This window comes from Trabulsiella odontotermitis, from assembly GCF_001297775.1.
GTDB lineage: Bacteria > Pseudomonadota > Gammaproteobacteria > Enterobacterales > Enterobacteriaceae > Trabulsiella > Trabulsiella odontotermitis.
Map to the genome: position 1 here is coordinate 193,998 of NZ_LIFX01000009.1, position 25,084 is coordinate 219,081.

The 25,084-nt window shown below is 54.3% G+C and carries 27 protein-coding genes; 13 read left to right on the forward strand and 14 right to left on the reverse strand.

Features of this window, described 5'->3' with window-relative positions:
* Positions 1 to 13 precede the first annotated feature (13 nt).
* The 7 genes from AOY23_RS21850 to AOY23_RS13735 all read right to left on the reverse strand — a co-directional run bounded on the left by AOY23_RS21850 (position 14) and on the right by AOY23_RS13735 (position 4,136).
* A complete protein-coding gene (locus AOY23_RS21850) occupies positions 14 to 193 on the reverse strand; it encodes a DUF2474 family protein (protein WP_407830027.1) in 180 nt (59 codons plus the stop codon).
* The gene (gene cydB, locus AOY23_RS13710) at positions 139 to 1,149 is read right to left on the reverse strand and encodes a cytochrome d ubiquinol oxidase subunit II (protein WP_054180166.1); all 1,011 of its coding nucleotides are present in this window, start codon (positions 1,147 to 1,149) and stop codon (positions 139 to 141) included. The genes AOY23_RS21850 and cydB overlap by 55 nt, the downstream gene beginning before the upstream one ends.
* Entirely contained in the window at positions 1,149 to 2,552 is a 1,404-nt protein-coding gene (locus AOY23_RS13715) for a cytochrome ubiquinol oxidase subunit I (RefSeq protein ID WP_054180167.1), read from the reverse strand. Before AOY23_RS13715 ends, cydB begins: the two co-directional genes overlap by 1 nt.
* Before the next feature lie 28 nt (positions 2,553 to 2,580).
* Positions 2,581 to 3,087: a ferritin-like domain-containing protein gene (locus AOY23_RS13720; protein ID WP_054180168.1), complete on the reverse strand. Its 507-nt coding sequence runs from the start codon at positions 3,085 to 3,087 to the stop codon at positions 2,581 to 2,583.
* A gap of 25 nt (positions 3,088 to 3,112) precedes the next feature.
* On the reverse strand, positions 3,113 to 3,325 hold the full coding sequence (locus AOY23_RS13725) for a hypothetical protein (RefSeq protein WP_054180169.1): 213 nt from the start codon (positions 3,323 to 3,325) through the stop codon (positions 3,113 to 3,115).
* A gap of 28 nt (positions 3,326 to 3,353) precedes the next feature.
* The gene (locus tag AOY23_RS13730) at positions 3,354 to 3,854 is read right to left on the reverse strand and encodes a YciE/YciF ferroxidase family protein (protein ID WP_054180170.1); all 501 of its coding nucleotides are present in this window, start codon (positions 3,852 to 3,854) and stop codon (positions 3,354 to 3,356) included.
* Between the two features lie 96 nt (positions 3,855 to 3,950).
* Positions 3,951 to 4,136 (reverse strand): con-10 family general stress protein, encoded by a 186-nt coding sequence (locus AOY23_RS13735; RefSeq protein ID WP_054180171.1) that lies wholly within the window; start codon positions 4,134 to 4,136, stop codon positions 3,951 to 3,953.
* 291 nt (positions 4,137 to 4,427) lie between these two features.
* Here AOY23_RS13735 and AOY23_RS13740 point away from each other — a divergent pair, with 291 nt between their 5' ends.
* The 3 genes from AOY23_RS13740 to umuC all read left to right on the forward strand — a co-directional run bounded on the left by AOY23_RS13740 (position 4,428) and on the right by umuC (position 7,152).
* Positions 4,428 to 5,312, forward strand: a complete 885-nt coding sequence (locus tag AOY23_RS13740) for an SDR family oxidoreductase (protein ID WP_054180172.1) — start codon at positions 4,428 to 4,430, stop codon at positions 5,310 to 5,312.
* Positions 5,313 to 5,467: 155 nt separating this feature from the next.
* On the forward strand, positions 5,468 to 5,887 hold the full coding sequence (gene umuD, locus AOY23_RS13745) for a translesion error-prone DNA polymerase V autoproteolytic subunit (RefSeq protein WP_054180173.1): 420 nt from the start codon (positions 5,468 to 5,470) through the stop codon (positions 5,885 to 5,887).
* Complete coding sequence (gene umuC, locus AOY23_RS13750) at positions 5,887 to 7,152, forward strand: translesion error-prone DNA polymerase V subunit UmuC (protein ID WP_054180174.1); 1,266 nt, start codon at positions 5,887 to 5,889, stop codon at positions 7,150 to 7,152. Before umuD ends, umuC begins: the two co-directional genes overlap by 1 nt.
* A 1-nt stretch (position 7,153) precedes the next feature.
* Here umuC and smrA read toward each other — a convergent pair whose 3' ends face one another.
* A complete protein-coding gene (gene smrA / locus AOY23_RS13755; RefSeq protein ID WP_054180196.1) occupies positions 7,154 to 7,717 on the reverse strand; it encodes a DNA endonuclease SmrA in 564 nt (187 codons plus the stop codon).
* 397 nt (positions 7,718 to 8,114) lie between these two features.
* Between smrA and ogt the strand changes: the two genes are divergently transcribed.
* The 4 genes from ogt to uspE all read left to right on the forward strand — a co-directional run bounded on the left by ogt (position 8,115) and on the right by uspE (position 11,313).
* Entirely contained in the window at positions 8,115 to 8,630 is a 516-nt protein-coding gene (gene ogt, locus AOY23_RS13760; RefSeq protein WP_054180175.1) for a methylated-DNA--[protein]-cysteine S-methyltransferase, read from the forward strand.
* Between the two features lie 193 nt (positions 8,631 to 8,823).
* Positions 8,824 to 9,576, forward strand: coding sequence for a fumarate/nitrate reduction transcriptional regulator Fnr (fnr, locus tag AOY23_RS13765; protein ID WP_152958553.1), 753 nt, complete (start codon positions 8,824 to 8,826; stop codon positions 9,574 to 9,576).
* Between the two features lie 276 nt (positions 9,577 to 9,852).
* On the forward strand, positions 9,853 to 10,212 hold the full coding sequence (locus AOY23_RS23310; protein WP_072171006.1) for a hypothetical protein: 360 nt from the start codon (positions 9,853 to 9,855) through the stop codon (positions 10,210 to 10,212).
* A 150-nt stretch (positions 10,213 to 10,362) separates the two neighbouring features.
* A complete protein-coding gene (uspE, locus tag AOY23_RS13770) occupies positions 10,363 to 11,313 on the forward strand; it encodes a universal stress protein UspE (RefSeq protein WP_054180177.1) in 951 nt (316 codons plus the stop codon).
* Positions 11,314 to 11,360: 47 nt separating this feature from the next.
* Here the strand turns inward: uspE and AOY23_RS13775 are convergent, their stop codons facing one another.
* From AOY23_RS13775 to pntA, 3 genes are all read right to left on the reverse strand, one after another.
* Positions 11,361 to 11,549, reverse strand: a complete 189-nt coding sequence (locus AOY23_RS13775; RefSeq protein ID WP_038154034.1) for a YdiH family protein — start codon at positions 11,547 to 11,549, stop codon at positions 11,361 to 11,363.
* A gap of 130 nt (positions 11,550 to 11,679) precedes the next feature.
* Complete coding sequence (gene pntB / locus AOY23_RS13780; protein ID WP_054180178.1) at positions 11,680 to 13,068, reverse strand: Re/Si-specific NAD(P)(+) transhydrogenase subunit beta; 1,389 nt, start codon at positions 13,066 to 13,068, stop codon at positions 11,680 to 11,682.
* A gap of 10 nt (positions 13,069 to 13,078) precedes the next feature.
* Positions 13,079 to 14,605, reverse strand: coding sequence for a Re/Si-specific NAD(P)(+) transhydrogenase subunit alpha (gene pntA / locus AOY23_RS13785; protein WP_054180179.1), 1,527 nt, complete (start codon positions 14,603 to 14,605; stop codon positions 13,079 to 13,081).
* A 519-nt stretch (positions 14,606 to 15,124) separates the two neighbouring features.
* Here pntA and ydgH point away from each other — a divergent pair.
* The 3 genes from ydgH (at position 15,125) to folM (ending at position 18,398) form a co-directional block, all read left to right on the forward strand.
* Entirely contained in the window at positions 15,125 to 16,075 is a 951-nt protein-coding gene (gene ydgH, locus AOY23_RS13790; RefSeq protein ID WP_054180180.1) for a DUF1471 family protein YdgH, read from the forward strand.
* A 177-nt stretch (positions 16,076 to 16,252) separates the two neighbouring features.
* Positions 16,253 to 17,635 carry an amino acid permease gene (locus AOY23_RS13795; protein WP_054180181.1) on the forward strand — a complete coding sequence of 461 codons (1,383 nt, stop codon included), beginning with the start codon at positions 16,253 to 16,255 and terminating at the stop codon, positions 17,633 to 17,635.
* A gap of 37 nt (positions 17,636 to 17,672) precedes the next feature.
* Entirely contained in the window at positions 17,673 to 18,398 is a 726-nt protein-coding gene (gene folM / locus AOY23_RS13800) for a dihydromonapterin reductase (protein WP_054180182.1), read from the forward strand.
* On the opposite strand, the gene AOY23_RS13805 is transcribed toward folM, so the two are convergent.
* Positions 18,395 to 18,730 (reverse strand): GlpM family protein, encoded by a 336-nt coding sequence (locus tag AOY23_RS13805; protein ID WP_054180183.1) that lies wholly within the window; start codon positions 18,728 to 18,730, stop codon positions 18,395 to 18,397. The two genes, folM and AOY23_RS13805, sit on opposite strands and share 4 nt — an antisense overlap.
* A gap of 126 nt (positions 18,731 to 18,856) precedes the next feature.
* On the opposite strand from AOY23_RS13805, the gene rstA reads away from it, so the two are divergent.
* The 3 genes from rstA to tus all read left to right on the forward strand — a co-directional run bounded on the left by rstA (position 18,857) and on the right by tus (position 21,907).
* A complete protein-coding gene (gene rstA / locus AOY23_RS13810; RefSeq protein WP_054180184.1) occupies positions 18,857 to 19,573 on the forward strand; it encodes a two-component system response regulator RstA in 717 nt (238 codons plus the stop codon).
* A 24-nt stretch (positions 19,574 to 19,597) separates the two neighbouring features.
* The gene (gene rstB, locus AOY23_RS13815) at positions 19,598 to 20,899 is read left to right on the forward strand and encodes a two-component system sensor histidine kinase RstB (protein WP_054180185.1); all 1,302 of its coding nucleotides are present in this window, start codon (positions 19,598 to 19,600) and stop codon (positions 20,897 to 20,899) included.
* A 78-nt stretch (positions 20,900 to 20,977) separates the two neighbouring features.
* Positions 20,978 to 21,907 carry a DNA replication terminus site-binding protein gene (gene tus, locus AOY23_RS13820; RefSeq protein WP_054180197.1) on the forward strand — a complete coding sequence of 310 codons (930 nt, stop codon included), beginning with the start codon at positions 20,978 to 20,980 and terminating at the stop codon, positions 21,905 to 21,907.
* On the opposite strand, the gene fumC is transcribed toward tus, so the two are convergent.
* Both fumC and fumA read right to left on the reverse strand, forming a co-directional pair.
* On the reverse strand, positions 21,897 to 23,300 hold the full coding sequence (fumC, locus tag AOY23_RS13825; RefSeq protein WP_054180186.1) for a class II fumarate hydratase: 1,404 nt from the start codon (positions 23,298 to 23,300) through the stop codon (positions 21,897 to 21,899). The two genes, tus and fumC, sit on opposite strands and share 11 nt — an antisense overlap.
* Positions 23,301 to 23,446: 146 nt before the next feature.
* Positions 23,447 to 25,084, reverse strand: a 1,638-nt coding sequence (gene fumA / locus AOY23_RS13830; protein WP_072170928.1) for a class I fumarate hydratase FumA, incomplete at its 5' end; no start/stop codon positions are given.

A 25,084-nucleotide genomic window follows, 5' to 3' on the forward strand; every position in this document is an offset into this window, starting at 1 on the left:
CTTTCTTGTTGATTTATGAGTGCAGACCGGCCAGCGTCATCAACCAACGTAACAACGCACTGACCGCCAGCAAGGCCAGGACGCTGCCCAGCCATATCAGTATCATCCACCCGGTTCTGGTTGCTATTTTTCGTACCATCAGTGATACCCTTCGTCGCTTTGCACTTTGCCGCGAAAGACGTAGTAGCTCCATGCGGTGTATACCAGGATCACCGGCACGATCAACAACGTGCCGACCAGCATAAAGCGCTGGCTGGCCAGCGGCGCCGCGGCCTGCCAGATCGTAATATCCGGAGGAATAATATGCGGCCATACGCTGATACCCAGCCCGCTGAAACCGAGAAAAACGAGCCCTAATGTCAGGACAAATGGCCAGACGTGGCTGCTGGCGCGTCGGGTCTGTCGCCACAGCCACAGGCTGAAGACCACAACCAGCGCCGGTACCGGCATAAAGTAGACGATATTCGGAAATGAAAACCAGCGTTCGGCAATCTCCGGCAGCGCCAGCGGCGTCCACAGGCTGACAATGGCGATGGCGACCAGCAGCGCCAGCAGGAACCCCCGCGACAACGCACGCATGTGCTCCTGTAACGCGTCGCTGCTTTTGAGGATCAGCCACGTCGAGCCCAGCAGGCTGTATGCCACCATCAGTCCGATACCGCAGAACAGATTAAACGGGGTGATCCAGTCCAGCGCCCCGCCTGCGAACTGGCGGTTAACGACCGGGAAGCCGTGAATAATGGCACCCACCACAACGCCCTGGCTGAAGGTTGCCAGCAGCGAACCGCCCATAAAAGCATAGTCCCAGAACGGCCGGTGTTCCTCCGTCGCTTTGAAGCGAAACTCAAACGCCACGCCGCGAAAGATCAGCCCAATCAGCATCGCGGTCAGGGGAATGGTCAGCGCATCAATGATCACCGCATAGGCCAGAGGAAAAGCGCCAAACAACCCGGCCCCGCCAAGCACCAGCCAGGTTTCGTTGCCATCCCACACGGGCGCCACGCTGTTCACCATCGCGTCCCGTTCTTCTTTTCCGCGGACAAACAGGAACAGGAGGCCGATGCCCAGATCGAACCCATCCATGATGATGTACATCAACGTGGCAAAGACAATGATCGCAAACCAAATCACCGTAACATCGATACCCATCAGAATTTCTCCTGTGGTGGTAATTTTTCCGCCGCAGAGAGTGGGCGTGCCGGGGTACCGTCAGTATGCAGGGTCAGATCCTGTTCCGGTTTCGGGCCTTTTTTGATAAGCCGAATCAGATACAGATAGCCAACGCCGAATACCGCAAAGTAGACCACGATAAAGGCGAGCAGACTGATACTCATCTGTAATGTACTGTGAGCGGAAACCGCATCCCGGGTGCGTAACAGACCATATACCACCCACGGCTGGCGCCCGACTTCCGTGGTTATCCACCCGGCGAGAATGGCTACCAGCCCCATCGGCCCCATGCCCAATGCGAACCACAAAAAGGGACGCGACTGATAAAGGCGTTTTTTGTAACGCAGCCAGAGTCCCGCCAGCCCCATCGCAATCATCAGCAGACCGGCGCCGACCATCACGCGGAACGACCAGAAAACAATCGTCGAGTTGGGTCTGTTTTCGGCAGGGAAATCTTTCAGGGCTGGCACCTGCTTATCCAGGCTATGGGTCAGAATCAAGCTGCCCAACCCGGGGATGGCCAGCGGATAACGGGTCCGCTCTTCGTCCATATCTGGCAGACCAAACAGCAGCAGTGGCGTCGCTTCTCCCGGTTTGTTTTCCCAGTGCCCTTCTATGGCGGCGATTTTGGCGGGTTGATGTTCAAGCGTATTCAGCCCGTGCATATCGCCAATCACGGCCTGGACCGGGGCGACCAGCAACGCCATCCACAGGGCCATGGAAAACATTTTACGTATGGCCGGGGTGTCGTTGCCCCGCAGCAGATGCCACGCGGCCGACGCGCCCACGAACAGCGCGCTACTGAGGAAAGCGGCGGTAGACATATGAATCAGTCGCCACGGAAACGACGGGTTAAAGATGACTGCCATCCAGCTGTCCGGCACCACCTGCCCGTCGGCAATATGAAAGCCTTGCGGGGTGTGCATCCAGCTGTTTGAGGCGAGTATCCAGAAGGTGGACATCAGCGTGCCCAGCGCGACCATGCAGGTGGCGAAAAAATGCAGTCCTGGACCGACCTTATTCCAGCCAAACAACATGACGCCAAGAAACCCCGCCTCCAGAAAGAAGGCGGTGAGCACTTCGTAGGTCAGCAATGGCCCGGTAATGCTTCCTGCAAACTGCGAAAAGCCGCTCCAGTTGGTCCCGAACTGATAGGCCATCACCAGACCCGACACCACCCCCATCCCGAAATTGACGGCAAAAATGCTGAGCCAGAAATGGTAAAGCGAACGCCAGAGCGCATTACGGGTTTTCAGCCACATGCCTTCGAGAACGACCAGATAACTGGCGAGTCCGATGGTCAGGGCTGGAAAAATGATATGAAAGGAGACCGTAAACGCAAATTGTAGTCTGGCAAGATGAAAGGCATCTAACTCAGCCATTATTATCTCCTGAATTTACCCGGACGATTTATTTTTTGGCTTCAACGCCTTCTGCTTCTGAGCGCAGAATAAATTGTTCAGTCACTTCAGGGAGATGTTGCAATAACCAGTCGGCCATATTGCGTTCTTCTGCAAGGATGGTCTGAATCGCCGGGATGGAGGCGGTGTCCCCTGCTTTTTCAGCGGCGATCAACAGCGAGGTATAGCAGGCAATTTCAAACTGCTCAAAGACATACCCGCTAATTGCGCCTTTGACTATTTCGTCTGACGGGAACATACCGCCGATAGATTGCCCCAGCGCCGCCAGTTTGCTCACTGAATCTTTAATGACGGAACGGGAAATACCGTTCTGATCAATAATACCTTCAAGGACCGTTAACTGACGTTTTGTTTCAAAAAGATGCTGTTCAATTCTGGCTTTTAAATCCGGATAATTTTCTATCCGGCTTGCCATTGATTCAAGCATGGATTCTGCTTGTTTTTCCATTGCATGGGCGTCACGTAACCAGGCATGATAATTTTCAATATGCGTCATCATTCTTCCTCACGATATTTATCAGTTATTCAGATTTTGAATTTTCATCCTCGGCAGCCTGATCGGCTCTTGCGGCGCTATAACCCGATAAATGACCAACAATATTTGCATAAATACTGATAATAATTACCCACAGCACGCTGTTTTTCCACCAGATAACGGATGGAATGGCAAGGACACACCATGTAACAGCGGCTGCAAGATGGCATCGTTTAATAATGCGCGGCGACAGATGCATTTCTGTTAACCTTCAATAGATAACGCGGTTATGCCGTTTTTTGTGCGCCCTGATTGACTTTACCGACTGCGATATCGGTGAGTTTTAAATCGGCGCTTTTTTCCTCTTCCAGCGTTTCCGCCAGAAGTTTCACCGCTTTTCTGTAACCGAGCTGTTCTGCCAGGGTACAGAGCGTACCGTAAGCGGCAATTTCGTAGTGCTCGACTTTTTGTGCGGCGGCAATTAACGCGGCGTCACGAACTTCATTTTTTTCCGTGGACTCAATGACTTCGTTGGCTTCTTCAATCAGCCCTTCCATTGCGACACATTTCATACGCTTAATACGAACATTGGCTTCCTGCTCAACGATCTGGTCGATGCGCTCAATTTGCCCCTGAGTCTCTTCAAGGTGGCTGCTGAATGCGGTTTTCAATTGTTCACTGGAGGCTTCCCTTGCCAGTTTAGATAAGGCACGGGTGAGTTGTTTCTCTGCACTATAAGTATCAGATAATAGATGGATAAAGATATCTTCTATGGTCTGAAGTTTCATGCTGTATGCTCCTGTGTTATTTCCGGAAGCTGCGAGTCCGTAGACCCGCAGCATGCTCATTTCATTCACAATTGCAATGAAAGATTAGTCATAAACTTATTTATCGCCAGATTTACGGCCACCGCCGTGGCTACTTTGGCCGCCTTTTTTCCCGGCTTCGGATGCACGTTCCGGGTCATTTTTAAAATTCCCGCCGCTGTGCTGTCCGCCTTTACGTCCTGCGTCAGACGCTTTTTCACGGTCTTCTGCGAAATTACCTGAACCGCCTCTATGCTCTGCCATAACGTTACCTTTCTGTGTTGTTGAAAAAGTAATGACATGCATTTGCATATCATCGCCGTGGATATTTAAAACTAGCCGCTATTGCCGCATAGTCAAATAGAAAATGACGACCTGTGTTGTTATAAACGAGGCGGCAAAATATGAATAACATCTTAAAAATAATGAGGTAACAGGCTGTCACTCTGTGCGATAAAATTATTTTAGAGACATTTTCTCTAATTATTCTGATTTATTCCCCAAACAGCGAAACAACGTCTACGCTTAAATCTCACGTGTACAAGGAGGCCAATTATGAGTGACAACGCAAACCACTCGCAGCACTATCCCCGCCCACCCTTTGTTAAACAGCCACAGAATCCGCCGGGGCTGGCATCGGAAATGAAACCGATCCCCGATCATGGTGAAACCAGCTACAAAGGCTCAGGACGGCTTCTCGGTAAAAAGGCGCTGATCACCGGTGGCGACTCCGGGATAGGACGCGCTGTGGCTATCGCGTTTGCCCGTGAAGGCGCCGACGTCGCCATCAACTACCTGCCTGAAGAAGAGAGCGATGCGGAGACCGTGATTGAACTCATCAAGGCGGAAGGCGGCAAAGCGATCCCGATCCCGGGGGATATTCGTGATGAGGCCTTTTGTGGATCTCTGGTGGAAAAAGCCGTACAGCAACTGGGCGGACTGGATATTCTGGTGAATAACGCGGGCCGCCAGCAGTATTGCGAATCCATTGAAGAACTGACGACAGAGGCGTTTGACGCGACCTTTAAAACCAACGTTTATGCGACGTTCTGGATCACTAAAGCCGCGCTGCGACACCTGAAAACCAACGCGGTGATCATCAACACCTCCTCCGTGCAGGCGTTTAAACCCAGCGCCATTCTTCTCGATTACGCCCAGACCAAAGCCTGTCTGGTGGCCTTCACCAAAGCGCTGGCCAAACAGCTCGGGCCGAAAGGCATTCGAGTGAACGCCGTTGCGCCGGGGCCTTACTGGACCGTGTTACAGTCCAGCGGCGGTCAGCCGGAAGAAAAAGTGCAGCAGTTTGGCGCAGACGCACCGCTGGGCCGCCCGGGCCAGCCGGTTGAGATCGCGCCGCTGTACGTTACCCTCGCCTCCGACGCCTGTTCTTACGCGTCCGGCCAGGTGTGGTGTTCTGACGGTGGCACCGGCACGCTATAAACCACAACGGCAGGGAAACCTGCCGTTTGTTTTCCTGCCAGATTAAATTTCCTCACACTTCAATATCTTTGGCTGAAGACCCGATAAGCCGCTTGATTCGTTCCGTTAATTCGCAATACTGTATATAAATACAGTATGCAGTAAGGATCACCATCATGCGAACAGCCAGCCAGTCTGAAACCAGCGACATCAACGCGTTACCGCTCTTCCTTGAGCGCGTCCCCTGCGGTTTCCCGAGCCCTGCGCAGGATTACGTCGAAAGCAGTTTTGATCTGAATAAGTTCGTCATCAGACACCCATCGGCCACCTATTTCATCCGTGCCACTGGCGATTCAATGATCGACGCCGGGATCGGCGACGGTGATTTACTGATCGTCGATCGCGCGCTCACCGCCGTGGATGGCGATATCGTCATTGCCGCCGTCGAAGGCGAATTCACAGTCAAAGAACTGCGCACACGTCCGCGGCTGCAACTGATGCCGCGCAACCCGCTTTTCTCCCCGATCATTATTCACCGTGAAGAGACGCTGGAAATTTTTGGTGTCGTCACTTTTACGCTAAAAGCGAATCGCTGATGTTTGCCCTGGTCGATGTGAACAGTTTTTACGCCTCCTGCGAACGGGTGTTTCGCCCGGACCTGAAAGGCAAACCCATTGCCGTGGTTTCCAATAACGACGGCTGTCTGATCTCCCTTTCGCCGGAGGCCAGACAGCTTGGGCTGAAAATGGGGCAGCCCTACTTTAAGCTCAAAAACGATCTGCAACGTCTTGGCGTCAGCGTGTTCAGTTCTAACTATGAACTGTACGCCGACATGAGCCATCGCGTGATGTTGACGCTGGACGCGATGGCGCCGTCGATGGAAATTTACTCTATCGATGAAGCATTTCTGGACGTCTCCGGCGTTGAAAACTGTCTCAGTCTGGAAACGTTTGGCCGACAGGTGCGGGACACCGTTTACAAGCACACCGGGCTGTATGTCGGCGTCGGCATTGCGCAGACGAAAACGCTCGCCAAACTGGCGAACTATGCCGCCAAACGATGGCAACAACACACTGGCGGGGTGGTGAATTTGTCAAACGTCGACCGGCAGCGGAAACTGCTGGCCAGCGTTCCTGCGGATGAAGTCTGGGGCGTGGGGCGTCGGATCACGAAAAAACTGAATCTGATGGGCATTCAGACCGCGCTGGATCTGGCGAACTGCTCGACCTGGGTAATTCGCAAACACTTCAATGTGGTGCTGGAACGTACCGTGCGTGAACTCCGTGGCGAGCCCTGTCTGGCGCTGGAGGAATTTGCCCCCTCGAAACAGCAGATCATCAACAGTCGCTCCTTCAGTCACCGCATCACACAATATGACGAGATGTATCAGGCCGTGTGCGCTTATGCGGAGCGCGCGGCGGAAAAGTTGCGCGAAGAAAAACAGTATTGCTGCATCATCAGCCTGTTTATGCGCACCAGTCCTCATGCGGAAAACGAAGTGTATTACGCTAACCAGGCTTCTGGTCGTTTAAACACGCCCACTAACGACACGCGGGACATCATCCGCGTCGCGACGGAAAACCTGAACCGCATCTGGCGCAACGGCTGTCGCTATATGAAAGCCGGTGTGATGCTCAGCGATTTTTACAGCCAGGGCGTGGCGCAGCTAAATCTGTTCGATATGATTCAGCCGCAGGCAAACAGCGCGGCGTTGATGGGAGTAATTGATTCGCTGAATAAATCAGGCCGGGGAACGATCTGGTTTGCCGGTCAGGGCATCCAGCAACCCTGGGCCATGAAACGGGAGATGCTCTCTCCCGCCTGGACCACGCGCTATGAAAATTTTCCGCTCGCGAAGTGACCTAGCGACTGCGCTTAGCGTGACGTTCCCAGTTTTCCAGACGGGCTTCGGCCGATTTGCGCAACGCCACATAGCAGGCGCCGTTTCCGCCGTGGTGCGGCAAGGCGCAGCAGAACGCCTGAACATCGTCGAACTCTGTCAGCCAGCGCGCAAGATAACTGCGGACGATATTGGCATGAGACTTATCCTCGCGCCCTTTTCCGTGAACAATCAGCACGTTGCGCAAACCTTTTTCACAGGCCTGATGGATAAACGCGAACAGTTGCTGGCGGCACTGCTCCACTGGCTGGCGCAACAGATTCAGGCTGGCCTGCTGGGTGTATTTCCCCTGTCGCAGTTTATCCAGCACGCCGGTCTGGAGCCCTTCGCGTTTAAATTCCAGTGGCGTGCCCAGCGGGATCACATCCAGAAAACCGGTGGTCAGGAAATTGTCGAGTTGCAGGGTGTCGAGGGTTTGCGGCTTGCGCGTGTTTCGGTTCGGCTGCCAGTGCACATCGTTACATCGTTTCAGGGGCCGGACATCTTCCATGGCGTCAAGAAACAGCGATTTGTCGTCAGGGTTCATCATCAATCCTCCAGCAACGTCTGAAGAAGTACTATAGCCGTGCTACCGTACTGTCACAATATGGTATTTGTTAACAATTAAACCTCACTTACCGAGATGGTATTCAGAATAATATTTATCAATTTTGTTAATTGAATGTGAAATAAGATGATGAGAGAGATGGAAATATTTCCTCAAACCGCTATAACTTTTATTAGCTCGCACAGGGGAAAACGTGCGGGGATAAATGAAGGACGAATTGCTGTGTGTACTTCGGGGCCTGGCGGATGTCGGCAGGCCCTGATTTTTTTATACCTGCCCGCCGCTGGGGCGATATATCCGGTATGTTGTTGATGTAAACGGCATGATATCGTGTCGGCAGTCCACCTCTTCCTCTTGTCGATATAAAGGAATATGCATGCTGAAAATACTCGAAGATAAGATCGCAACGCCGTTGGGACCATTGTGGATCCTGTGCGATGAGCTATTTAACCTGCGTGCCGTTGAGTGGGAAGAGCACAGCGATCGTATGGAACAACTGCTCGATATTCATTATCGCGCGGAGGGTTATCAGCGCATCGCGGCCAGTAACCCCGGCGGTCTGAGCCAGAAACTGCGCGATTATTTTGACGGCGATCTGGCCATTATCAACACACTGCCCTCCGCCACCGCAGGCACGCCGTTTCAGCGTGAAGTCTGGCAGGCGCTGCGCACCATTCCCTGCGGTCAGGTGATGCATTACGGCCAACTGGCTGACGCGCTGGGCCGCCCCGGCGCCGCGCGCGCCGTTGGTGCAGCGAACGGTTCTAATCCGGTCAGCGTGGTGGTTCCCTGCCATCGCGTCATCGGACGCAACGGCACAATGACCGGTTATGCGGGCGGAGTTCAGCGCAAAGAGTGGCTGTTACGCCACGAAGGTTACCTGCTGCTTTAGCGTTCCGTGCTTTCTGGAACCGTTCGGTAAGTTCAGGGCTCAGAACCGTTAAAATAAATGCCAGTTTTTCAGAAAGTTGCGGTTTTGAGACTTTTTCACTTTCTAATATTGCGTGAAACGGGATCTCCAGACTTACTTGCCACATAAAAAGATGTTAAAATTGACCAATATCAATTACGGCTTGAGCAGACTTATGATCCCGGAAAAGCGAATTATACGACGCATTCAGTCTGGCGGTTGCGCAATCCACTGTCAGGATTGCAGCATCAGCCAGCTCTGTATCCCGTTCACGCTGAATGAGCACGAGCTTGATCAGCTGGATAATATCATCGAGCGTAAGAAGCCGATCCAGAAAGGACAGACCCTGTTCAAAGCGGGTGATGAGCTGAAATCGCTGTATGCCATTCGTTCAGGCACCATCAAAAGTTATACCATCACCGAGCAAGGCGACGAGCAAATCACCGGTTTCCACCTGGCGGGTGACTTAGTCGGTTTTGACGCCATCGGTACCGGTCATCATCCGAGTTTTGCGCAAGCGCTGGAAACCTCCATGGTCTGCGAAATCCCGTTTGAGACGCTGGATGATCTGTCAGGCAAAATGCCGAACCTGCGCCAGCAAATGATGCGCCTGATGAGCGGCGAGATTAAAGGCGATCAGGATATGATCCTGCTGCTCTCCAAGAAAAATGCCGAAGAGCGTCTGGCGGCGTTTATCTATAACCTGTCCCGCCGTTTCGCGCAGCGCGGTTTCTCCCCTCGCGAGTTCCGCCTGACCATGACCCGTGGCGACATCGGTAACTACCTCGGCCTGACGGTCGAAACGATCAGCCGTCTGTTAGGTCGCTTCCAGAAAAGCGGCATGCTGGCGGTGAAAGGCAAGTACATCACCATCGAAAACAGTGATGCGCTGGCCGTGCTGGCAGGCCAGGCGCGTAACGTCGCCTGACAGTACGACCCTCTCATGCAATAGCCGGAGCGTCCCCGTTCCGGCTTTTTTATTTCTGGCCTGGATAAGACTAGAAATACGTAATTAATATCACCACTCCATTTTTTGTATAAAAATAACCCAGCCCTTCTTTATCATTAATCAATTCTTGTGCGTAATGTCTTATGGCTCGTATATGCTGTGGATGTTAATCTTATTATGAGTTGCTGATTTTCGAAAAGATGATCTATCGTTATAAATAAGGTATGGGAGGATTATTTGAATAAAGGAGGTGAGATGCATTGGGAGATAAAGAAAATGATCGTGTGCCCGGGAAGCGGCACGGCATATGCTGTTGCCACAACGCCGGGGGATCTGGATATCATCGTGTGGTATAAAGGTTCCTACTTTTTACGTCCGGGTAACACGTTGACCACCAGTGACTTAGGCTTATTTGTGAACGGTCGATCACGCGATATTAAACTCATCAGTTGTTTCCCCTACAGCCACTCTTTATGGTTATATTACAAAGTCAGATCCGCCTGTCCTGGTAATAATAACGAACTTCTTAGTCACTGCAACGATACAGACCATTGCCAGTTCGAATACTGTCCCTATGGTGTGCCGTTATGTCATCAGCGTCGCGAGCTGGAATAATGTCTTCTTTCACAGACAGATGCGCGAACATCAACATTTCATCCTTTTTTCTGATTTGTTGATCTGACAGCGTCTCTTTGCTGTTTCATTTTACGCGTATGGGTTATCTTTTAGTTAATGAATGTAGTTACAGCTGTAAGGAGACCCTGTATGGCAATGTATCAAAACATGCTGGTGGCAATCGATCCAAACCAGGACGATCAGCCAGCGTTACGGCGTGCTGTTTATCTGCATCAGCGGATTGGAGGTCGTATTAAGGCCTTCTTACCGATCTACGACTTTTCGTATGAAATGACGACCCTGCTTTCCCCCGACGAACGCACCGCAATGCGCCAGGGGGTGATCAGCCAGCGCACCGCATGGATCCGCGAACAGGCAAAATATTACCTGGAAGCCGGTATTCCTATTGATATCAAAGTGGTCTGGCACAACCGTCCGTTTGAAGCCATCATCCAGGAAGTCATCAGCGGTGGTCACGACCTGCTGCTGAAAATGACGCACCAGCATGACCGTCTGGAAGCGGTTATCTTTACCCCTACCGACTGGCACCTGCTGCGTAAATGCCCTTGCCCGGTGTGGATGGTGAAAGATCAGCCCTGGCCGGAAGGCGGCAAAGCGCTGGTCGCCGTTAACCTCGCCAGTGAAGAGGCGTATCACGATTCGCTGAACATAAAACTTATCAAAGAGACGCTGCAACTGGCCGAGCAGATCAACCATACCGAAGTCCATCTGGTGGGCGCCTACCCGGTCACTCCCATCAATATCGCTATCGAACTGCCGGATTTTGACCCCAGCGTGTATAACGACGCGATTCGCGGGCAACACCTGCTGGCAATGAAGGCGCTACGGCAGAAGTTTTCCATTGCCGAAGAGCTGACGCATGTGGAAAAAGGCTTGCCGGAGGAGGTGATCCCGGATCTCGCAGAGCATCTGCAGGCGGGGATTGTGGTGCTGGGCACCGTGGGGCGTACCGGGCTCTCGGCGGCGTTCCTCGGCAATACCGCGGAACAGGTGATAGACCATCTGCGCTGTGACCTGCTGGCGCTCAAACCCGAACAGTATCAGACACCGGTCGAACTCGACGACGAAGAAGACGACTGACCACAAAAAAAGCCGCTCTCAGAGCGGCTTTCTCATCGTGAATCACATCAATGGATACCCAAACGCCAGGCAAAATAAATCTCTTCTTTCAGCTCACTGGAAGACAGCGCCATCAGATCGGCAAATTCCAGCTCCAGCTGTTTCAGCTTTTTCAGGTACTGTGCGGGCGTCAACAGGCTGGTGTCGCGACGAAGGTATTCAATGGCCAACTGCGCCGGGGTTATTTCGGTATCCATAACATCCTCATTCGTGTTTAAATCCTGACCAGTATAACACATCAGCCTGGGTGTTTTTTGACCATTTGCAATAAATATGTGAATAAAAAAGCCGCCTCATGAGAAGCGGCTTTAACAACGGGAACGGCAATCAAAGTTCTTTCAGGATCGCATCCACGCTGGCTTTCGCATCGCCAAAGAGCATCGACGTGTTCTCTTTGAAGAACAGCGGGTTCTGTACCCCGGCATAGCCGGTGTTCATCGAGCGCTTAAAGACGATAACGTTTTGCGCTTTCCACACTTCCAGCACCGGCATACCGGCAATCGGACTCTTCGGATCATCCTGCGCTGCCGGGTTAACGGTGTCGTTAGCGCCGATCACCAGCACGGTGTCGGTATCAGCAAAGTCGTCGTTGATTTCGTCCATTTCCAGCACGATGTCATACGGCACTTTCGCTTCCGCCAGCAGCACGTTCATGTGACCAGGCAGACGCCCCGCCACCGGGTGGATACCGAAACGCACCTTCACACCACGCGCACGCAGTTTCTCGGTGATTTCCGCCACCGGATATTGCGCCTGCGCCACCGCCATACCGTAGCCCGGGGTGATGATGACGGAATGCGAGTTTTTCAGTAAATCCGCCGTCTCTTCGGCGCTGATTTCGCGGTGCTCGCCCGCTTCTTCATCACTGCCTGTTGAAGAGCCATCAGTACCAAAACCACCGGCAATCACGCTGATAAACGAGCGGTTCATCGCCTTACACATAATGTAGGAGAGGATCGCACCCGACGAACCGACCAGCGCACCGGTCACGATCAGCAGGTCGTTGCTCAGCATAAAGCCTGCCGCCGCGGCCGCCCACCCCGAGTAGGAGTTCAGCATCGATACCACCACCGGCATATCCGCGCCGCCGATGGAGGCCACCAGATGCCAGCCAAACGCCAGCGCAATAATGGTCATCACCAGCAGTGCCAGTACCTGCAGCCCGACGCTTTCGGTACGTACAAACACGATCAGCAACAGGAACGAGACAACCAGCGCCGCCAGGTTCATTTTGTGACGGTTCGGCAGCATCAGCGGTTTAGAGGAGATCTTACCGCGCAGCTTACCAAACGCCACGATGGAACCGGTGAAGGTCACCGCACCGATGAAGATACCGAGGAACACTTCAGTGAGATGAATGTTCACCAGAATCGGTTCGAGGCCAGGTTCGTGGTAAAGGTAGCTGTTGAAACCAACCAGCACCGCCGCAAGACCCACAAAGCTGTGCAGGATCGCCACCAGTTCCGGCATTTCCGTCATTTCGACTTTCTTCGCCAGACGAATACCGATAGCACCACCGATGATCATCGCGACGAGGATCCACGCCACGTTGCCGGTATCCGGCCCGAAGATGGTTGCGACCAGCGCAATCGCCATCCCGGCGATACCGTAATAGTTGCCCTGCTGAGACGTCTCATGCTTAGAAAGCCCCGCCAGACTGAAAATAAACAGGATCGCGGCAACAATGTATGCAGCTGTAACTAATCCACCAGACATTTGTTACCCCTTACCCTTTGCGGAACATTTTCAGCATGCGCTGAGTGACGGTGAAACCACCAAAAATGTTAATACTGGCGATCAGTACCGCGATAAAACTGAGGAAACTGACCCAGCCACCCTGCCCGATCTGCAACAACGCACCCACAACAATGATCCCCGAAATAGCGTTGGTGACGGACATCAACGGCGTATGCAGCGCATGCGACACGTTCCACACCACGTAATAACCCACCACGCAGGAGAGCGCGAAAACGGTGAAGTGACCGAGGAACTCTTTCGGCGCCACATCGGCCAGCCAGCCGAACAGGATAATCACCAGCGCCATCAGCGCGTATTTACGCCACGGTGAAGCCGGTTTTTCTGGCGCTTTCGGCGCTGTATTGACTTTTGCCGCCTGCGGTTGCGCAGAAACCTGAATCGGCGGTGCAGGCCAGGTAATTTCGCCTTCACGCACCACGGTCACGCCGCGCACCACGACATCATCAAAATCAATGGTGACTGTGCCGTCTTTCTCTTTGCACAGCAGTTTCATCAGGTTAACCAGGTTGGTGCCATACAGCTGAGAAGACTGCGTCGGCAGGCGCCCCGGTAAATCTGTATAGCCAATCACCTTCACGCCGCCCGGCGTGGTCACCACTTCGTTGGCGATGGTGTATTCACAGTTACCGCCGTTTTGCGCCGCGAGGTCAACGATCACGCTGCCCGGCGTCATGGAGTCGACCATTTCACGGGTGATGAGCGTCGGCGCGGGTTTGCCGGGGATCAGCGCCGTGGTGACGATGATGTCCACCTCTTTCGCCTGGGCGGCGAAAAGCGCCATTTCTGCCTTAATAAAGGCTTCTGACATTACTTTGGCGTAACCGTCGCCACTGCCCGCTTCTTCTTCAAAATCCAGTTCGAGGAACTCAGCGCCCATACTCTGCACCTGCTCTTTAACTTCAGGGCGAGTATCGAACGCGCGGACAATCGCGCCGAGGCTGTTTGCCGCGCCAATGGCCGCAAGACCTGCCACCCCGGCGCCGATCACCATCACTTTGGCTGGCGGCACTTTCCCGGCAGCGGTGATCTGACCGGTAAAGAAGCGGCCGAACTCGTGAGCGGCTTCGACGATCGCACGATAACCGGCGATGTTAGCCATTGAGCTCAGGGCATCCAGTGACTGCGCACGTGAAATACGCGGTACAGAATCCATCGCCATCACGTTAATGTTGCGCGCCGCCAGCTTTTCCATCAGTTCAGGGTTTTGCGCAGGCCAGATAAAGCTGATTAAGGTCGTGCCCGGATTGAGCAACGCGATCTCTTTGTCCGTCGGCGCATTCACCTTGAGAATGACATCCGAATGCCATACGACATTGCCGGTCACAATCTCCGCGCCCACGGCTGCGAAGGCGCTGTCGTCGAAACTGGCCAGATGCCCCGCGCTGCTTTCAACGGCGACCTCGAAACCGAGTTTGAGTAACTGTTCCACCGTTTTTGGCGTCGCAGCAACCCGGGTTTCCTGGGCCCACCTCTCTTTTGGTACACCAATACGCATAATTTTCCCTTCCATCGTTATGTAATGATGGTTTGTTGAGTCGTCGGCTAAAGTGGGTCGCGACGCGACGCAAGCCCTTTCTCAGCCTGAAAATAAAACAGTAACAAACTTTCTATAACCTACTGAAAATAACGGCTGCGATCTACATCCTGAAAAAAGTATTTGTGAATTTATTGCGGAAAAGGCATCGCTGCACTGCGCAGCAGCAATATTTACCTTTATTTTAAGACGAGCCCTGATAATTCGCTCTAACGAAGCGGTAAAACGTGATCAATCGCCTGGGTGAAAAGCGTTTTTAACAATACATTAACTTATAAAAGTGGTATCAATGACCAGTTTGACTGTTCAAGCGGCTGTTTTTTCAACATATCGACAAAAGTTATCTTACTCTGCTATCGACTTCGCACTGGAAATGAAAAATGCCGCAGACAGCGAGCTGAATTAAATGCAATAATCAGCCACGTTTCTATTCAACAACACTACCAGTATCTGGTTTGCGCAAGGCGAAGGATTATTTTTATGAAGCTTAAGTATACACTCCTGGCGTCAGCACTCCTGTCTGCAACTGCCCTGTCAGCCAATGCAGCCACCGAGTTGACCCCGGAGCAAGCGGCAGCACTGAAGCCCTACGACCGCGTTGTGATCACTGGCCGCTTTAATGCTATTGGCGAAGCGGTACAGGCAGTTTCCCGCAAAGCGGATAAAGAAGGCGCGGCCTCTTTTTATGTTGTAGATACCTCAGATTTTGGCAACAGCGGCAACTGGCGCGTCACTGCCGACCTTTATAAGAGCGATGCAGGCAAAGCTGACGTACCGGAAAACCGTGTGATTAACGGCGTGACCGAACTGCCGAAAGACCAGGCCGTTGAGCTTGAGCCTTTTGACACTGTCACCGTTCAGGGTTTCTTCCGCAGCCAGCCGGACGTGAACGATGCCATCACCAAAGCTGCGAAAGCGAAAGGTGCGGCGTCCTTCTTTATTGTGCGTCAGGTTGATGCGAACGATGGCGGCAATCAGCGCGTAACGGCGTTCATCTATAAAGCCGATGCGAAGAAACGTGTTCTGCAGAGCCCGGATGCTATCCCGGCGGATTCCGAAGCAGGCCGCGCAGCCCTGGCGAAAGGCGGTGAAGAAGCGAAGAAAGTCGAAATCCCGGGCGTGGCGAGCACCGCTTCCGTCGGTATGGGAACCGGCGTAGGTCGTTTCTTCGAAACGCAATCCTCTAAAGGTGGTCGTTACACTGTCACCCTGCCGGATGGCACGAAAATCGAAGAAGTGAATAAAGTTACGGCAGCGCAAATGGTTCCGTTTGACAGCATCAAGTTTACCGGCAACTACGGCAACATGAGCGAAATCTCCTACCAGGTTGCCAAACGTGCGGCCAAAAAAGGCGCGAAGTATTATCACATCACGCGTCAGTGGCAGGAACGTGGCGGCAATATGACCATCAGCGCCGATCTGTATAAATAAGCAAATACCCTTCACAAAAAGGCGGTTTTTACCGCCTTTTTTCATTTTTTTATGCATACGTCATTGCATGCAGCGTAGACTCTTCGTAAAATCCCGCGCCTTAGCGTAATCCACCATGTTTATGCGATTACACACAATAAATATTCTTTCATCCCGATTTTCTGCCACAGGATGCCCATGGAAAAGAAACTAGGTCTCAGCGCGCTAACGGCTCTGGTATTAAGCTCAATGCTGGGTGCCGGCGTGTTCAGTCTGCCGCAAAACATGGCCGCCGTGGCCAGCCCGGCAGCGCTGCTCATCGGCTGGGTTATTACCGGCGTCGGGATCCTGTTTCTCGCCTTTGCCATGCTGGTACTGACGCGAATTCGCCCTGACCTCGACGGCGGCATTTTTACCTATGCCCGCGAAGGGTTTGGCGAGCTGATCGGCTTTTGCTCAGCCTGGGGATACTGGCTGTGCGCGGTGATCGCCAACGTCTCCTATCTGGTTATCGTCTTTTCCGCGCTGAGTTTCTTCACCGATACGCCGGAACTGCGGCTGTTTGGCGATGGCAACACCTGGCAGTCGATCGTCGGCGCGTCAATGCTGCTGTGGTTCGTGCATTTTCTTGTCCTGCGCGGCGTACAGACAGCGGCGAGCATCAACCTGGTCGCCACGCTGGCAAAACTGCTGCCGCTCGGGCTGTTTGTGGTGCTGGCAGCGATGGCGTTTCGCCTTGACGTGTTCAGTCTGGATTTCAGCGGCATTGCGCTCGGCGTGCCGGTCTGGGAACAGGTGAAAAACACCATGCTGATTACACTGTGGGTGTTCATCGGTGTCGAAGGCGCTGTGGTGGTCTCCGCCCGCGCGCGCAATAAGAATGATGTCGGGCGCGCGACGTTGCTGGCAGTGCTTTCTGCGCTGGCGGTTTATCTGCTGGTAACGCTGTTGTCGCTGGGCGTGGTCGCCCGCCCGGAACTGGCAGGCATGCGCAATCCGTCAATGGCCGGTCTGATGGTGAACATGATGGGCTCCTGGGGTGAAGTGATCATCGCCGCCGGGCTTATCGTCTCGGTGTGTGGCGCCTATCTGAGCTGGACGATCATGGCGGCCGAAGTGCCTTATCTGGCCGCGACGCATAAGGCGTTCCCGCGCATCTTTGCCCGGCAGAATAAAAATAACGCACCGTCCGCCTCGCTGTGGCTGACCAACATCAGTGTTCAGGTCTGTCTGGTGCTGATCTGGCTGACCGGCTCCGACTACAACACGCTGCTGACCATCGCCTCAGAGATGATCCTCGTGCCCTATTTTCTGGTTGGCGCATTCCTGCTGAAAATCGCCACCCGTCCGCTGCATAAAGCGGTAGGTATCGGCGCCTGCATTTATGGCTTATGGTTATTGTATGCTTCCGGCCCGATGCATCTGCTGCTGTCCGTGGTCCTGTATGCGCCGGGGTTACTGGTCTTTCTTTACGCGCGTCGTACGCATCAACATGATGGGGTGCTGAGACGCCGTGAAATGGCATTAATTGGTTTTATACTGGTTGCCGCCTTCCCGGCAACGTGGATGCTGATGGGGTAACCGTGTTTCCCCGTCGCTGAACGCTAAGGAGACACTGATGGGTACCACCCGACAGCGCCCGATCCTCATCACCGGTGGAGGTCGTCGTATCGGCCTCGCCCTTGCCCACCATTTTATTAATCAGAAACAGTCCGTTATCGTCAGCTACCGCAGTGAATACCCGGCCATCGACGGATTACGTGAGGCCGGAGCACTCTGCCTTCAGGCTGACTTTTCCACCGACGCGGGTATTCTGGCGTTTGCAGATACAGTGAAAAGCCACGCCCCACAGGGTCTGCGTGCAATCCTGCATAATGCCAGTGGCTGGGTTGCAGAAAAGAGCGGCATCCCGCTGAGCGAGGTGCTGAACACGATGCTGCAAATTCACGTTCATGCGCCCTATCTGCTCAACCATGCACTGGAAGGATTACTGCGCGGTCACGGCCACACCGCCAGCGATATCATTCATTTCACCGATTATGTGGTGGAACGCGGTAGCGACAAGCATATCGCTTATGCTGCCAGCAAAGCGGCACTGGATAACATGACCCGCTCGTTTGCGCGGAAGATGGCACCGGAAGTAAAAGTGAACGCCATTGCTCCCTCGCTGATTCTGTTTAACGAAGGCGACGATGCTGACTACCGGCAGCAGGCGCTGAATAAGTCGCTGATGAAAACCGCGCCGGGCGAGAAAGAGGTTATCGAACTGGTCGATTATCTGCTGGTCAGTTGCTTTGTGACCGGACGATCTTTCGCCGTGGATGGCGGTCGCCATCTGCGTTAATGGAAGCGACTCCACAGGGCAATTAGCAGCCAGGCGCTGAGCCCCCAACAGGCGACAGCGCCGGTCAGCGCCCACGAAAGCCGCCAGAAGCCGGTGAAATACCAGAGCGACAGCAGGTAGAGAAAGTACGGAATGATTGACCACATGCCAAAAACAATCGTCGCGCGCAGTGCTTCAGTGCCCCGCTCGCTGGCCACAATGTAATGGGCGATCAGGGCAAAGGTCGGAAATAACGGGATTAGCCCGGCGATATAGTAGTTTTTGGTTTTCGCCAGTATGCCAATCAGTAACACCACCAGCGCACCCAACGCTGCCTTGATCACCAGCCCCATCGTTTTGCCTTAACATTCAAATAACAAGAACCGGCAGCATAACGGAATTCATTGTGTTTATAAAAGATTAATGGAAGCCGGTTGTCCGCGGGTGTATGTTACGTTTTTTAGTTGCGCATGTAGATTATGAACAAGATTGTTTATGTCGAAGATGATCCCGACGTTGGCGCGCTGATTGCCGCCTATCTGGGCAAGCATGATATGGATGTTGTCGTTGAGCCGCGCGGGGATCGCGCAGAAGAGATTATCGCCCGCGAGAAGCCAGATCTCGTGTTGCTGGACATCATGTTGCCGGGCAAAGATGGCATGACGTTATGTCGTGATCTGCGCAACCAGTGGCAAGGACCGATTGTCCTGCTGACCTCTCTCGACAGCGACATGAACCATATTCTGTCGCTGGAAATGGGTGCCAGCGATTACATCCTGAAAACCACGCCGCCCGCCGTTCTGCTGGCGCGTCTGCGATTGCATTTACGTCAACGTGTCGCCCCTGCGACGGTGACAACGGCATCGTCGTTAACCCCGCATAAAGCCCTGCGCTTTGGTTCGTTATCGATTGACCCGGTGAACCGGCAGGTGATCCTCAGCGGGGAAAACATCGCGCTCTCAACCGCCGATTTCGATCTGCTCTGGGAGTTGGCAACCCATGCCGGGCAAATTATGGATCGCGACGCGTTGCTGAAAAACCTGCGCGGTGTGACCTATGACGGGCTGGATCGCAGCGTTGACGTGGCGATTTCCCGCTTACGCAAGAAACTGCTCGACAGCGCGACGGAGCCGTACCGGATCAAAACCGTTCGCAATAAAGGCTATCTTTTCGCGCCCCACGCCTGGGATAACTGACCCAATGACTTTACAGGTCGCACTATGAAAAAGCTGTTCGTTCAGTTTTACCTTCTGCTGTTTGTCTGCTTTCTGGTGATGACCATGCTGGTCGGGTTGGTCTATAAATTTACCGCCGAGCGGGCCGGACGCCAGTCGCTGGACGACCTGATGAAAAGCTCTCTGTACCTGATGCGCAGCGAACTGCGTGAAATCCCGCCGCGCGACTGGAGCAAGACCCTGAAAGAGATGGATTTCAACCTCTCTTTTGACTTGCGCGTGGAGCCGCTCAATAAGTTCCAGTTGAACGACATCGCCATGAAACATTTACGCGGTGGCGATATCGTGGCGCTGGACGATCAGTACACGTTCATTCAGCGCATCCCGCGCAGCCATTACGTGCTGGCGGTCGGCCCGGTGCCCTATCTCTATTTTCTGCATGAAATGCGCCTGCTGGACATGGCATTGATGGCGCTGATTGCCGTTTCGCTGGCGTTCCCGGTATTCGTCTGGATGCGCCCGCACTGGCAGGACATGCTGCGACTGGAAGCCGCTGCCCAGCGTTTCGGCGAAGGACACCTTGCCGAACGTATTCATTTTGACAATATGTCCAGCTTCCAGCGGCTCGGCGTGACCTTCAACCAGATGGCCGACAACATCAACACGCTGATCGCCAGTAAAAAGCAATTGATCGACGGCATTGCCCACGAACTGCGAACACCGCTGGTGCGTCTGCGTTATCGTCTGGAAATGAGCGAGAATCTGGATGAAGCTGAATCCCAGGCGCTTAACCGCGATATCAGCCAGCTCGAAGGGCTGATTGAAGAATTGCTGACCTACGCCCGCCTCGACCGCCCGCAGAACGAGCTGACACTGACCACCCCCGATTTACCGCTGTGGATCGGCGCGCATATCGAAGATATTCAGTCGGTGAATCCTCAGCGGGCTGTCGCGTTGTCGCAACTGAATCACGGCGATTATGGCGCGCTGGATATGCGCCTGATGGAGCGTGTACTCGATAATCTGGTCAATAACGCACTGCGTTACAGTAATCAACGCGTTGAAGTGAGCCTGACGTTACAGGGTTCCCGCGCCACGCTGTGCGTTGAAGATGATGGTCCGGGTATTGCGCCAAATGAACGCGAACGCGTGTTCGAACCGTTTGTTCGTCTTGATCCGAGCCGTGACCGGGCGACAGGCGGTTGCGGCCTTGGACTGGCGATTGTGCATTCCATCGCCCAGGCGATGTCCGGCGATGTGGCCTGCGACCCGAGCCATCTTGGCGGCGCGAGGTTCAGTTTCAGCTGGCCGGTTTACCATCACATTCCCCTTTCTGCCCTTACCTGACACTGGTTTGCACAAATGCTGACCTGTGCGTATACTCAGCCGATATTTAGTATGTTGTAACTAATGAAGGGCATGACGATGCACTACGATCTTGTTGAACGGCTGACCGATACCTTCCGCCAGTTAGAACGTGAACTGGCCGCCTTCCGTGACGATCTTACCGACTGTCGACTGCTGGCGGCGCGGGTGTTTGTTCTGCCGGAAATCAGCAAAGAAGACGAGCATGCCCCGCTGTCGCAGATTCAGGTGACGCAACTGATCGGCCAGGAGGCGCGTGATACGGCGCTCGCTCATTTCAGCCATCTGTTTATTCAGCAACAATCTGAGAGGCGCAGCAGCAAGGCCGCGGTTCGCCTGCCGGGGGTGCTCTGTTTTCAGACCAGCGAGGAGCAGCGAGCACAGCTGACAGCACGCATCACGCATATCAATACCCTGAAAGCCGCGTTTGAAACGATCGTGACGGTGGAATCCGGTCTGCCCTCCGCCGCCCGCTTTGAGTGGGTGCACCGTTATTTGCCCGGACTGCTCACCCTCAGCGCCTATCGTTCGCTGACGCTACTGAACGACCCGAGCACACTACGTTTTGGTTGGGCGAACAAGCATTTCATCAAAAATCTGACTCGTGACGAGGTGCTGAAACAGCTGGAGAAAAGCCTGAGTGCGCCGCGCGCCGTGGCGCCGTGGACGCGGGAACAATGGCAGGCGAAACTGGAGAAAGAGTATAAGGATATCGCCGCCCTGCCGCAGCGCGCGAAACTGAAAATCAAGCGACCGGTGAAAGTACAGCCTGTCGCCCGCGTCTGGTATGCGGGCGAGCAAAAACAGGTGCAGTACGCCTGCCCTAGCCCGATGATTGCCCTGATGACCAGCACGCGCGGTGTTAGCGTGCCGGATATCGGTGAACTGCTGAATTATGATGCAGAGAATATTCAGTACCGCTATAAACCACAGGCACAACCGCTGACGCTGATGATCCCACGGCTGCACCTGTATCTGGCTAGCGATTAACGTCCATGCTGCCGACCATCTCTTGCGGGCGCACCCAGCTGTCGAACTCGTCGGCGCTGAGGTAACCGAGCGCCAGCGCAGACGCTTTCAGGGTCAGCCCCTCTTTATGCGCTTTCTTGGCGATTTCCGCCGCTTTATCGTAACCGATGTGAGTGTTGAGCGCCGTCACCAGCATCAGCGATTCATTCAGCAACTGATTGATTCGCTCACGGTTCGGCTCGATACCCACCGCGCAATGCTCGTTGAAGCTCTCCATGCCGTCGGCCAGCAGACGGACAGACTGCAGGAAGTTGTGGATCACCATCGGACGATAGACGTTAAGTTCGAAGTTACCGGACGCGCCGCCCATATTCACCGCCACATCGTTACCCATTACCTGGCAGCACAGCATCGTCATCGCTTCACACTGCGTCGGGTTGACTTTACCGGGCATGATTGACGAACCGGGCTCATTTTCCGGAATGGCAATTTCCCCGATGCCGCAGCGCGGACCGGAGGCCAGCCAGCGCACGTCATTGGCGATTTTCATCAGCGACGCCGCCAGCCCTTTCAGCGCGCCGTGGGCATGCACCAGCGCGTCGCAGGTTGCCAGCGCTTCAAACTTATTCGGCGCAGTAATAAATGGCTGCCCGCTGAGCGATGCCAGCTCTTTTGCCACGCGTACGGCATATTCCGGGTGCGTGTTCAGCCCGGTGCCCACCGCCGTGCCGCCCAGCGCCAGTTCGCTCAGATGCGGCAGGCTTAATTCGATATGCTTCAGGTTGTGCTCCAGCATCGCCACCCAGCCGGAAAACTCCTGCCCGAGGGTCAGCGGCGTGGCATCCTGCAGATGCGTACGGCCAATTTTGACGATGTCAGCAAACGCGGCGGATTTATCGCTCAGCGTTTTTTTCAGCACTTTCAGTTGAGGCAGCAACTGCTCGTTGAGAGCAATCACCGCGGCCACGTGCATGGCCGTCGGGAAAACGTCGTTAGAACTCTGGCTTTTATTGACGTCGTCGTTGGGGTGGATTTTCCGCTCCATACCGCGAATGCCGCCGAGCAGTTCACTGGCGCGGTTCGCCAGCACCTCATTCATGTTCATGTTGCTCTGGGTGCCGGAACCGGTCTGCCAGATAGCCAGCGGAAATTCGTCTGCATGTTTACCAGCCAGCACTTCATCCGCGGCAGCGATAATCGCCCCGGCTTTTTCATCGGCCAGCAGGTGCAAATCCTGATTCACTTTTGCCGCTGCCCGTTTGGTCAGCGCCAGTGCGTGGATCAATGCGGTCGGCATCTTCTCCGTTGAGATACGAAAATGCTCCAGCGAACGCTGAGTTTGCGCGCCCCACAGTTTATCTGCCGGGACGTCAATCGCGCCCATGGAATCTTTTTCGCGGCGTAACGTTGTCATTACTTTCTCCTTGATAACAATGAAGTCAGGGGCATTGCTCACATGCCAGCCAGGATAAAGTATTGCGTGATTCAGAATGACTGCATGGCGCTTTGTGCGCTCTTAAAAATGCCGGGTGGCGGCTATCGCCTTACCCGGCCTGTTGATCACTTCACGCAGCGCGTGCACTGCGATGACTGGATCTGCTGGAAGAAGTCGTTGCCTTTATCATCCACCAGGATGAACGCCGGGAAATCTTCCACCTCGATTTTCCAGATAGCTTCCATCCCCAGTTCCGGGTACTCCACACACTCCAGGCTCTTAATGCTGCCCTGCGCCAGTACCGCTGCCGGACCACCGATGCTGCCAAGATAGAAACCGCCGTGCTTATGGCACGCGTCGGTCACCTGCTGGCTGCGGTTGCCTTTCGCCAGCATGATCATGCTGCCGCCTTCCGACTGAAGCTGATTCACGTAGGAATCCATCCGCCCTGCGGTGGTTGGCCCCAGCGAGCCGGAAGCATACCCTGCCGGGGTTTTGGCCGGACCGGCGTAGTAGATAGGGTGATCCTTGATGTACTGCGGCAGCCCTTCGCCTTTATCCATCCGCTCTTTCAGCTTCGCGTGGGCGATATCGCGCCCGACGATAATGGTGCCGGTCAGCGACAGGCGCGTGGATACCGGGTACTGCGACAGTTGTTTGAGGATTTCATTCATCGGGCGGTTCAGATCCACACGTACTGCTTCACCCTCGCCCGCCTTACGCAGCGCTTCCGGGATGTATTTGCCCGGATTGTCTTCCAGTTTTTCCAGCCAGATACCGTGACGGTTAATCTTCGCCTTGATGTTGCGGTCCGCCGAACAGGAAACGCCCATGCCGACCGGGCAGGAGGCGCCGTGGCGCGGCAGACGGATCACGCGGATATCATGCGCGAAATATTTACCGCCAAACTGCGCGCCGAGGCCGAGGTTCTGCGCCTCTTCCAGCAACTCTTTTTCCAGTTGTACGTCGCGGAACGCCTGGCCGTGCTCGTTACCTTCCAGCGGCAGACCGTCATAGTATTTGGTCGAGGCGAGTTTGACGGTTTTCAGCGTGGCTTCCGCCGAGGTGCCGCCAATGACAAACGCAATATGGTACGGCGGGCAGGCCGCGGTCCCCAGCGTGCGCATCTTCTCAACCAGATAGTTTTTCAGTTTACCCGGCGTCAGCAGCGCTTTGGTTTCCTGATACAGATAGGTTTTGTTGGCCGAGCCACCACCTTTGGCGATGCAGAGGAATTTGTACTCGTCGCCGTCCACGCTGTAGAGGTCAATCTGCGCCGGCAGGTTGGTGCCGGTGTTAACCTCTTTATACATGTCCAGCGCGGCGTTCTGCGAGTAACGCAGATTGTCTTCGATATAGGTGTTGTACACCCCGCGGGCCAGCGCCGCTTCATCGCCGCCGCCGGTCCAGACGCGCTGGCCTTTTTTACCGGTGATGATGGCGGTGCCGGTGTCCTGACAGGTCGGCAGAATGCCCTTCGCGGCGATTTCCGAGTTACGCAGGAACTGCAGCGCGACGTATTTGTCGTTCTCGCTGGCATCCGGGTCGTTCAGGATATCGGCGACCTGCTGCTGATGCGCCGGACGCAACATAAAAGAGGCATCGTGGAAAGCGTGTTGCGCGAGGAGCGTCAGCGCCTGCGGGTCTACTTTGAGGATCTCCTGCCCTTCAAATTCTGCGACAGAGACATAATCGGGGCTGAGGAGATAGTATTCGGTGTCATCCTTTGCCAGGGGGAAAGGATCCTGATAATGAAAGGGTTT

What these genes read in the sequence shown, in the direction of transcription:
- cydB (WP_054180166.1), bottom strand. Translation starts at nt 1,149, where the DNA reads ATGGGTATCGATGTTACGGTGATTTGGTTTGCGATCATTGTCTTTGCC.
- pntA (WP_054180179.1), bottom strand. Translation starts at nt 14,605, where the DNA reads ATGCGTATTGGTGTACCAAAAGAGAGGTGGGCCCAGGAAACCCGGGTT.
- AOY23_RS13795 (WP_054180181.1), top strand. Translation starts at nt 16,253, where the DNA reads ATGGAAAAGAAACTAGGTCTCAGCGCGCTAACGGCTCTGGTATTAAGC.
- fumC (WP_054180186.1), bottom strand. Translation starts at nt 23,300, where the DNA reads ATGACAACGTTACGCCGCGAAAAAGATTCCATGGGCGCGATTGACGTC.
- AOY23_RS13715 (WP_054180167.1), bottom strand. Translation starts at nt 2,552, where the DNA reads ATGGCTGAGTTAGATGCCTTTCATCTTGCCAGACTACAATTTGCGTTT.
- umuC (WP_054180174.1), top strand. Translation starts at nt 5,887, where the DNA reads ATGTTTGCCCTGGTCGATGTGAACAGTTTTTACGCCTCCTGCGAACGG.
- uspE (WP_054180177.1), top strand. Translation starts at nt 10,363, where the DNA reads ATGGCAATGTATCAAAACATGCTGGTGGCAATCGATCCAAACCAGGAC.
- AOY23_RS13725 (WP_054180169.1), bottom strand. Translation starts at nt 3,325, where the DNA reads ATGCATCTGTCGCCGCGCATTATTAAACGATGCCATCTTGCAGCCGCT.
- smrA (WP_054180196.1), bottom strand. Translation starts at nt 7,717, where the DNA reads ATGAACCCTGACGACAAATCGCTGTTTCTTGACGCCATGGAAGATGTC.
- pntB (WP_054180178.1), bottom strand. Translation starts at nt 13,068, where the DNA reads ATGTCTGGTGGATTAGTTACAGCTGCATACATTGTTGCCGCGATCCTG.
- AOY23_RS21850 (WP_407830027.1), bottom strand. Translation starts at nt 193, where the DNA reads ATGGAGCTACTACGTCTTTCGCGGCAAAGTGCAAAGCGACGAAGGGTA.
- tus (WP_054180197.1), top strand. Translation starts at nt 20,978, where the DNA reads ATGCACTACGATCTTGTTGAACGGCTGACCGATACCTTCCGCCAGTTA.
- umuD (WP_054180173.1), top strand. Translation starts at nt 5,468, where the DNA reads ATGCGAACAGCCAGCCAGTCTGAAACCAGCGACATCAACGCGTTACCG.
- rstA (WP_054180184.1), top strand. Translation starts at nt 18,857, where the DNA reads ATGAACAAGATTGTTTATGTCGAAGATGATCCCGACGTTGGCGCGCTG.
- AOY23_RS13735 (WP_054180171.1), bottom strand. Translation starts at nt 4,136, where the DNA reads ATGGCAGAGCATAGAGGCGGTTCAGGTAATTTCGCAGAAGACCGTGAA.
- AOY23_RS13730 (WP_054180170.1), bottom strand. Translation starts at nt 3,854, where the DNA reads ATGAAACTTCAGACCATAGAAGATATCTTTATCCATCTATTATCTGAT.
- AOY23_RS13740 (WP_054180172.1), top strand. Translation starts at nt 4,428, where the DNA reads ATGAGTGACAACGCAAACCACTCGCAGCACTATCCCCGCCCACCCTTT.
- ydgH (WP_054180180.1), top strand. Translation starts at nt 15,125, where the DNA reads ATGAAGCTTAAGTATACACTCCTGGCGTCAGCACTCCTGTCTGCAACT.
- fnr (WP_152958553.1), top strand. Translation starts at nt 8,824, where the DNA reads ATGATCCCGGAAAAGCGAATTATACGACGCATTCAGTCTGGCGGTTGC.
- AOY23_RS13805 (WP_054180183.1), bottom strand. Translation starts at nt 18,730, where the DNA reads ATGGGGCTGGTGATCAAGGCAGCGTTGGGTGCGCTGGTGGTGTTACTG.
- AOY23_RS13775 (WP_038154034.1), bottom strand. Translation starts at nt 11,549, where the DNA reads ATGGATACCGAAATAACCCCGGCGCAGTTGGCCATTGAATACCTTCGT.
- ogt (WP_054180175.1), top strand. Translation starts at nt 8,115, where the DNA reads ATGCTGAAAATACTCGAAGATAAGATCGCAACGCCGTTGGGACCATTG.
- AOY23_RS13720 (WP_054180168.1), bottom strand. Translation starts at nt 3,087, where the DNA reads ATGACGCATATTGAAAATTATCATGCCTGGTTACGTGACGCCCATGCA.
- folM (WP_054180182.1), top strand. Translation starts at nt 17,673, where the DNA reads ATGGGTACCACCCGACAGCGCCCGATCCTCATCACCGGTGGAGGTCGT.
- AOY23_RS23310 (WP_072171006.1), top strand. Translation starts at nt 9,853, where the DNA reads ATGCATTGGGAGATAAAGAAAATGATCGTGTGCCCGGGAAGCGGCACG.
- rstB (WP_054180185.1), top strand. Translation starts at nt 19,598, where the DNA reads ATGAAAAAGCTGTTCGTTCAGTTTTACCTTCTGCTGTTTGTCTGCTTT.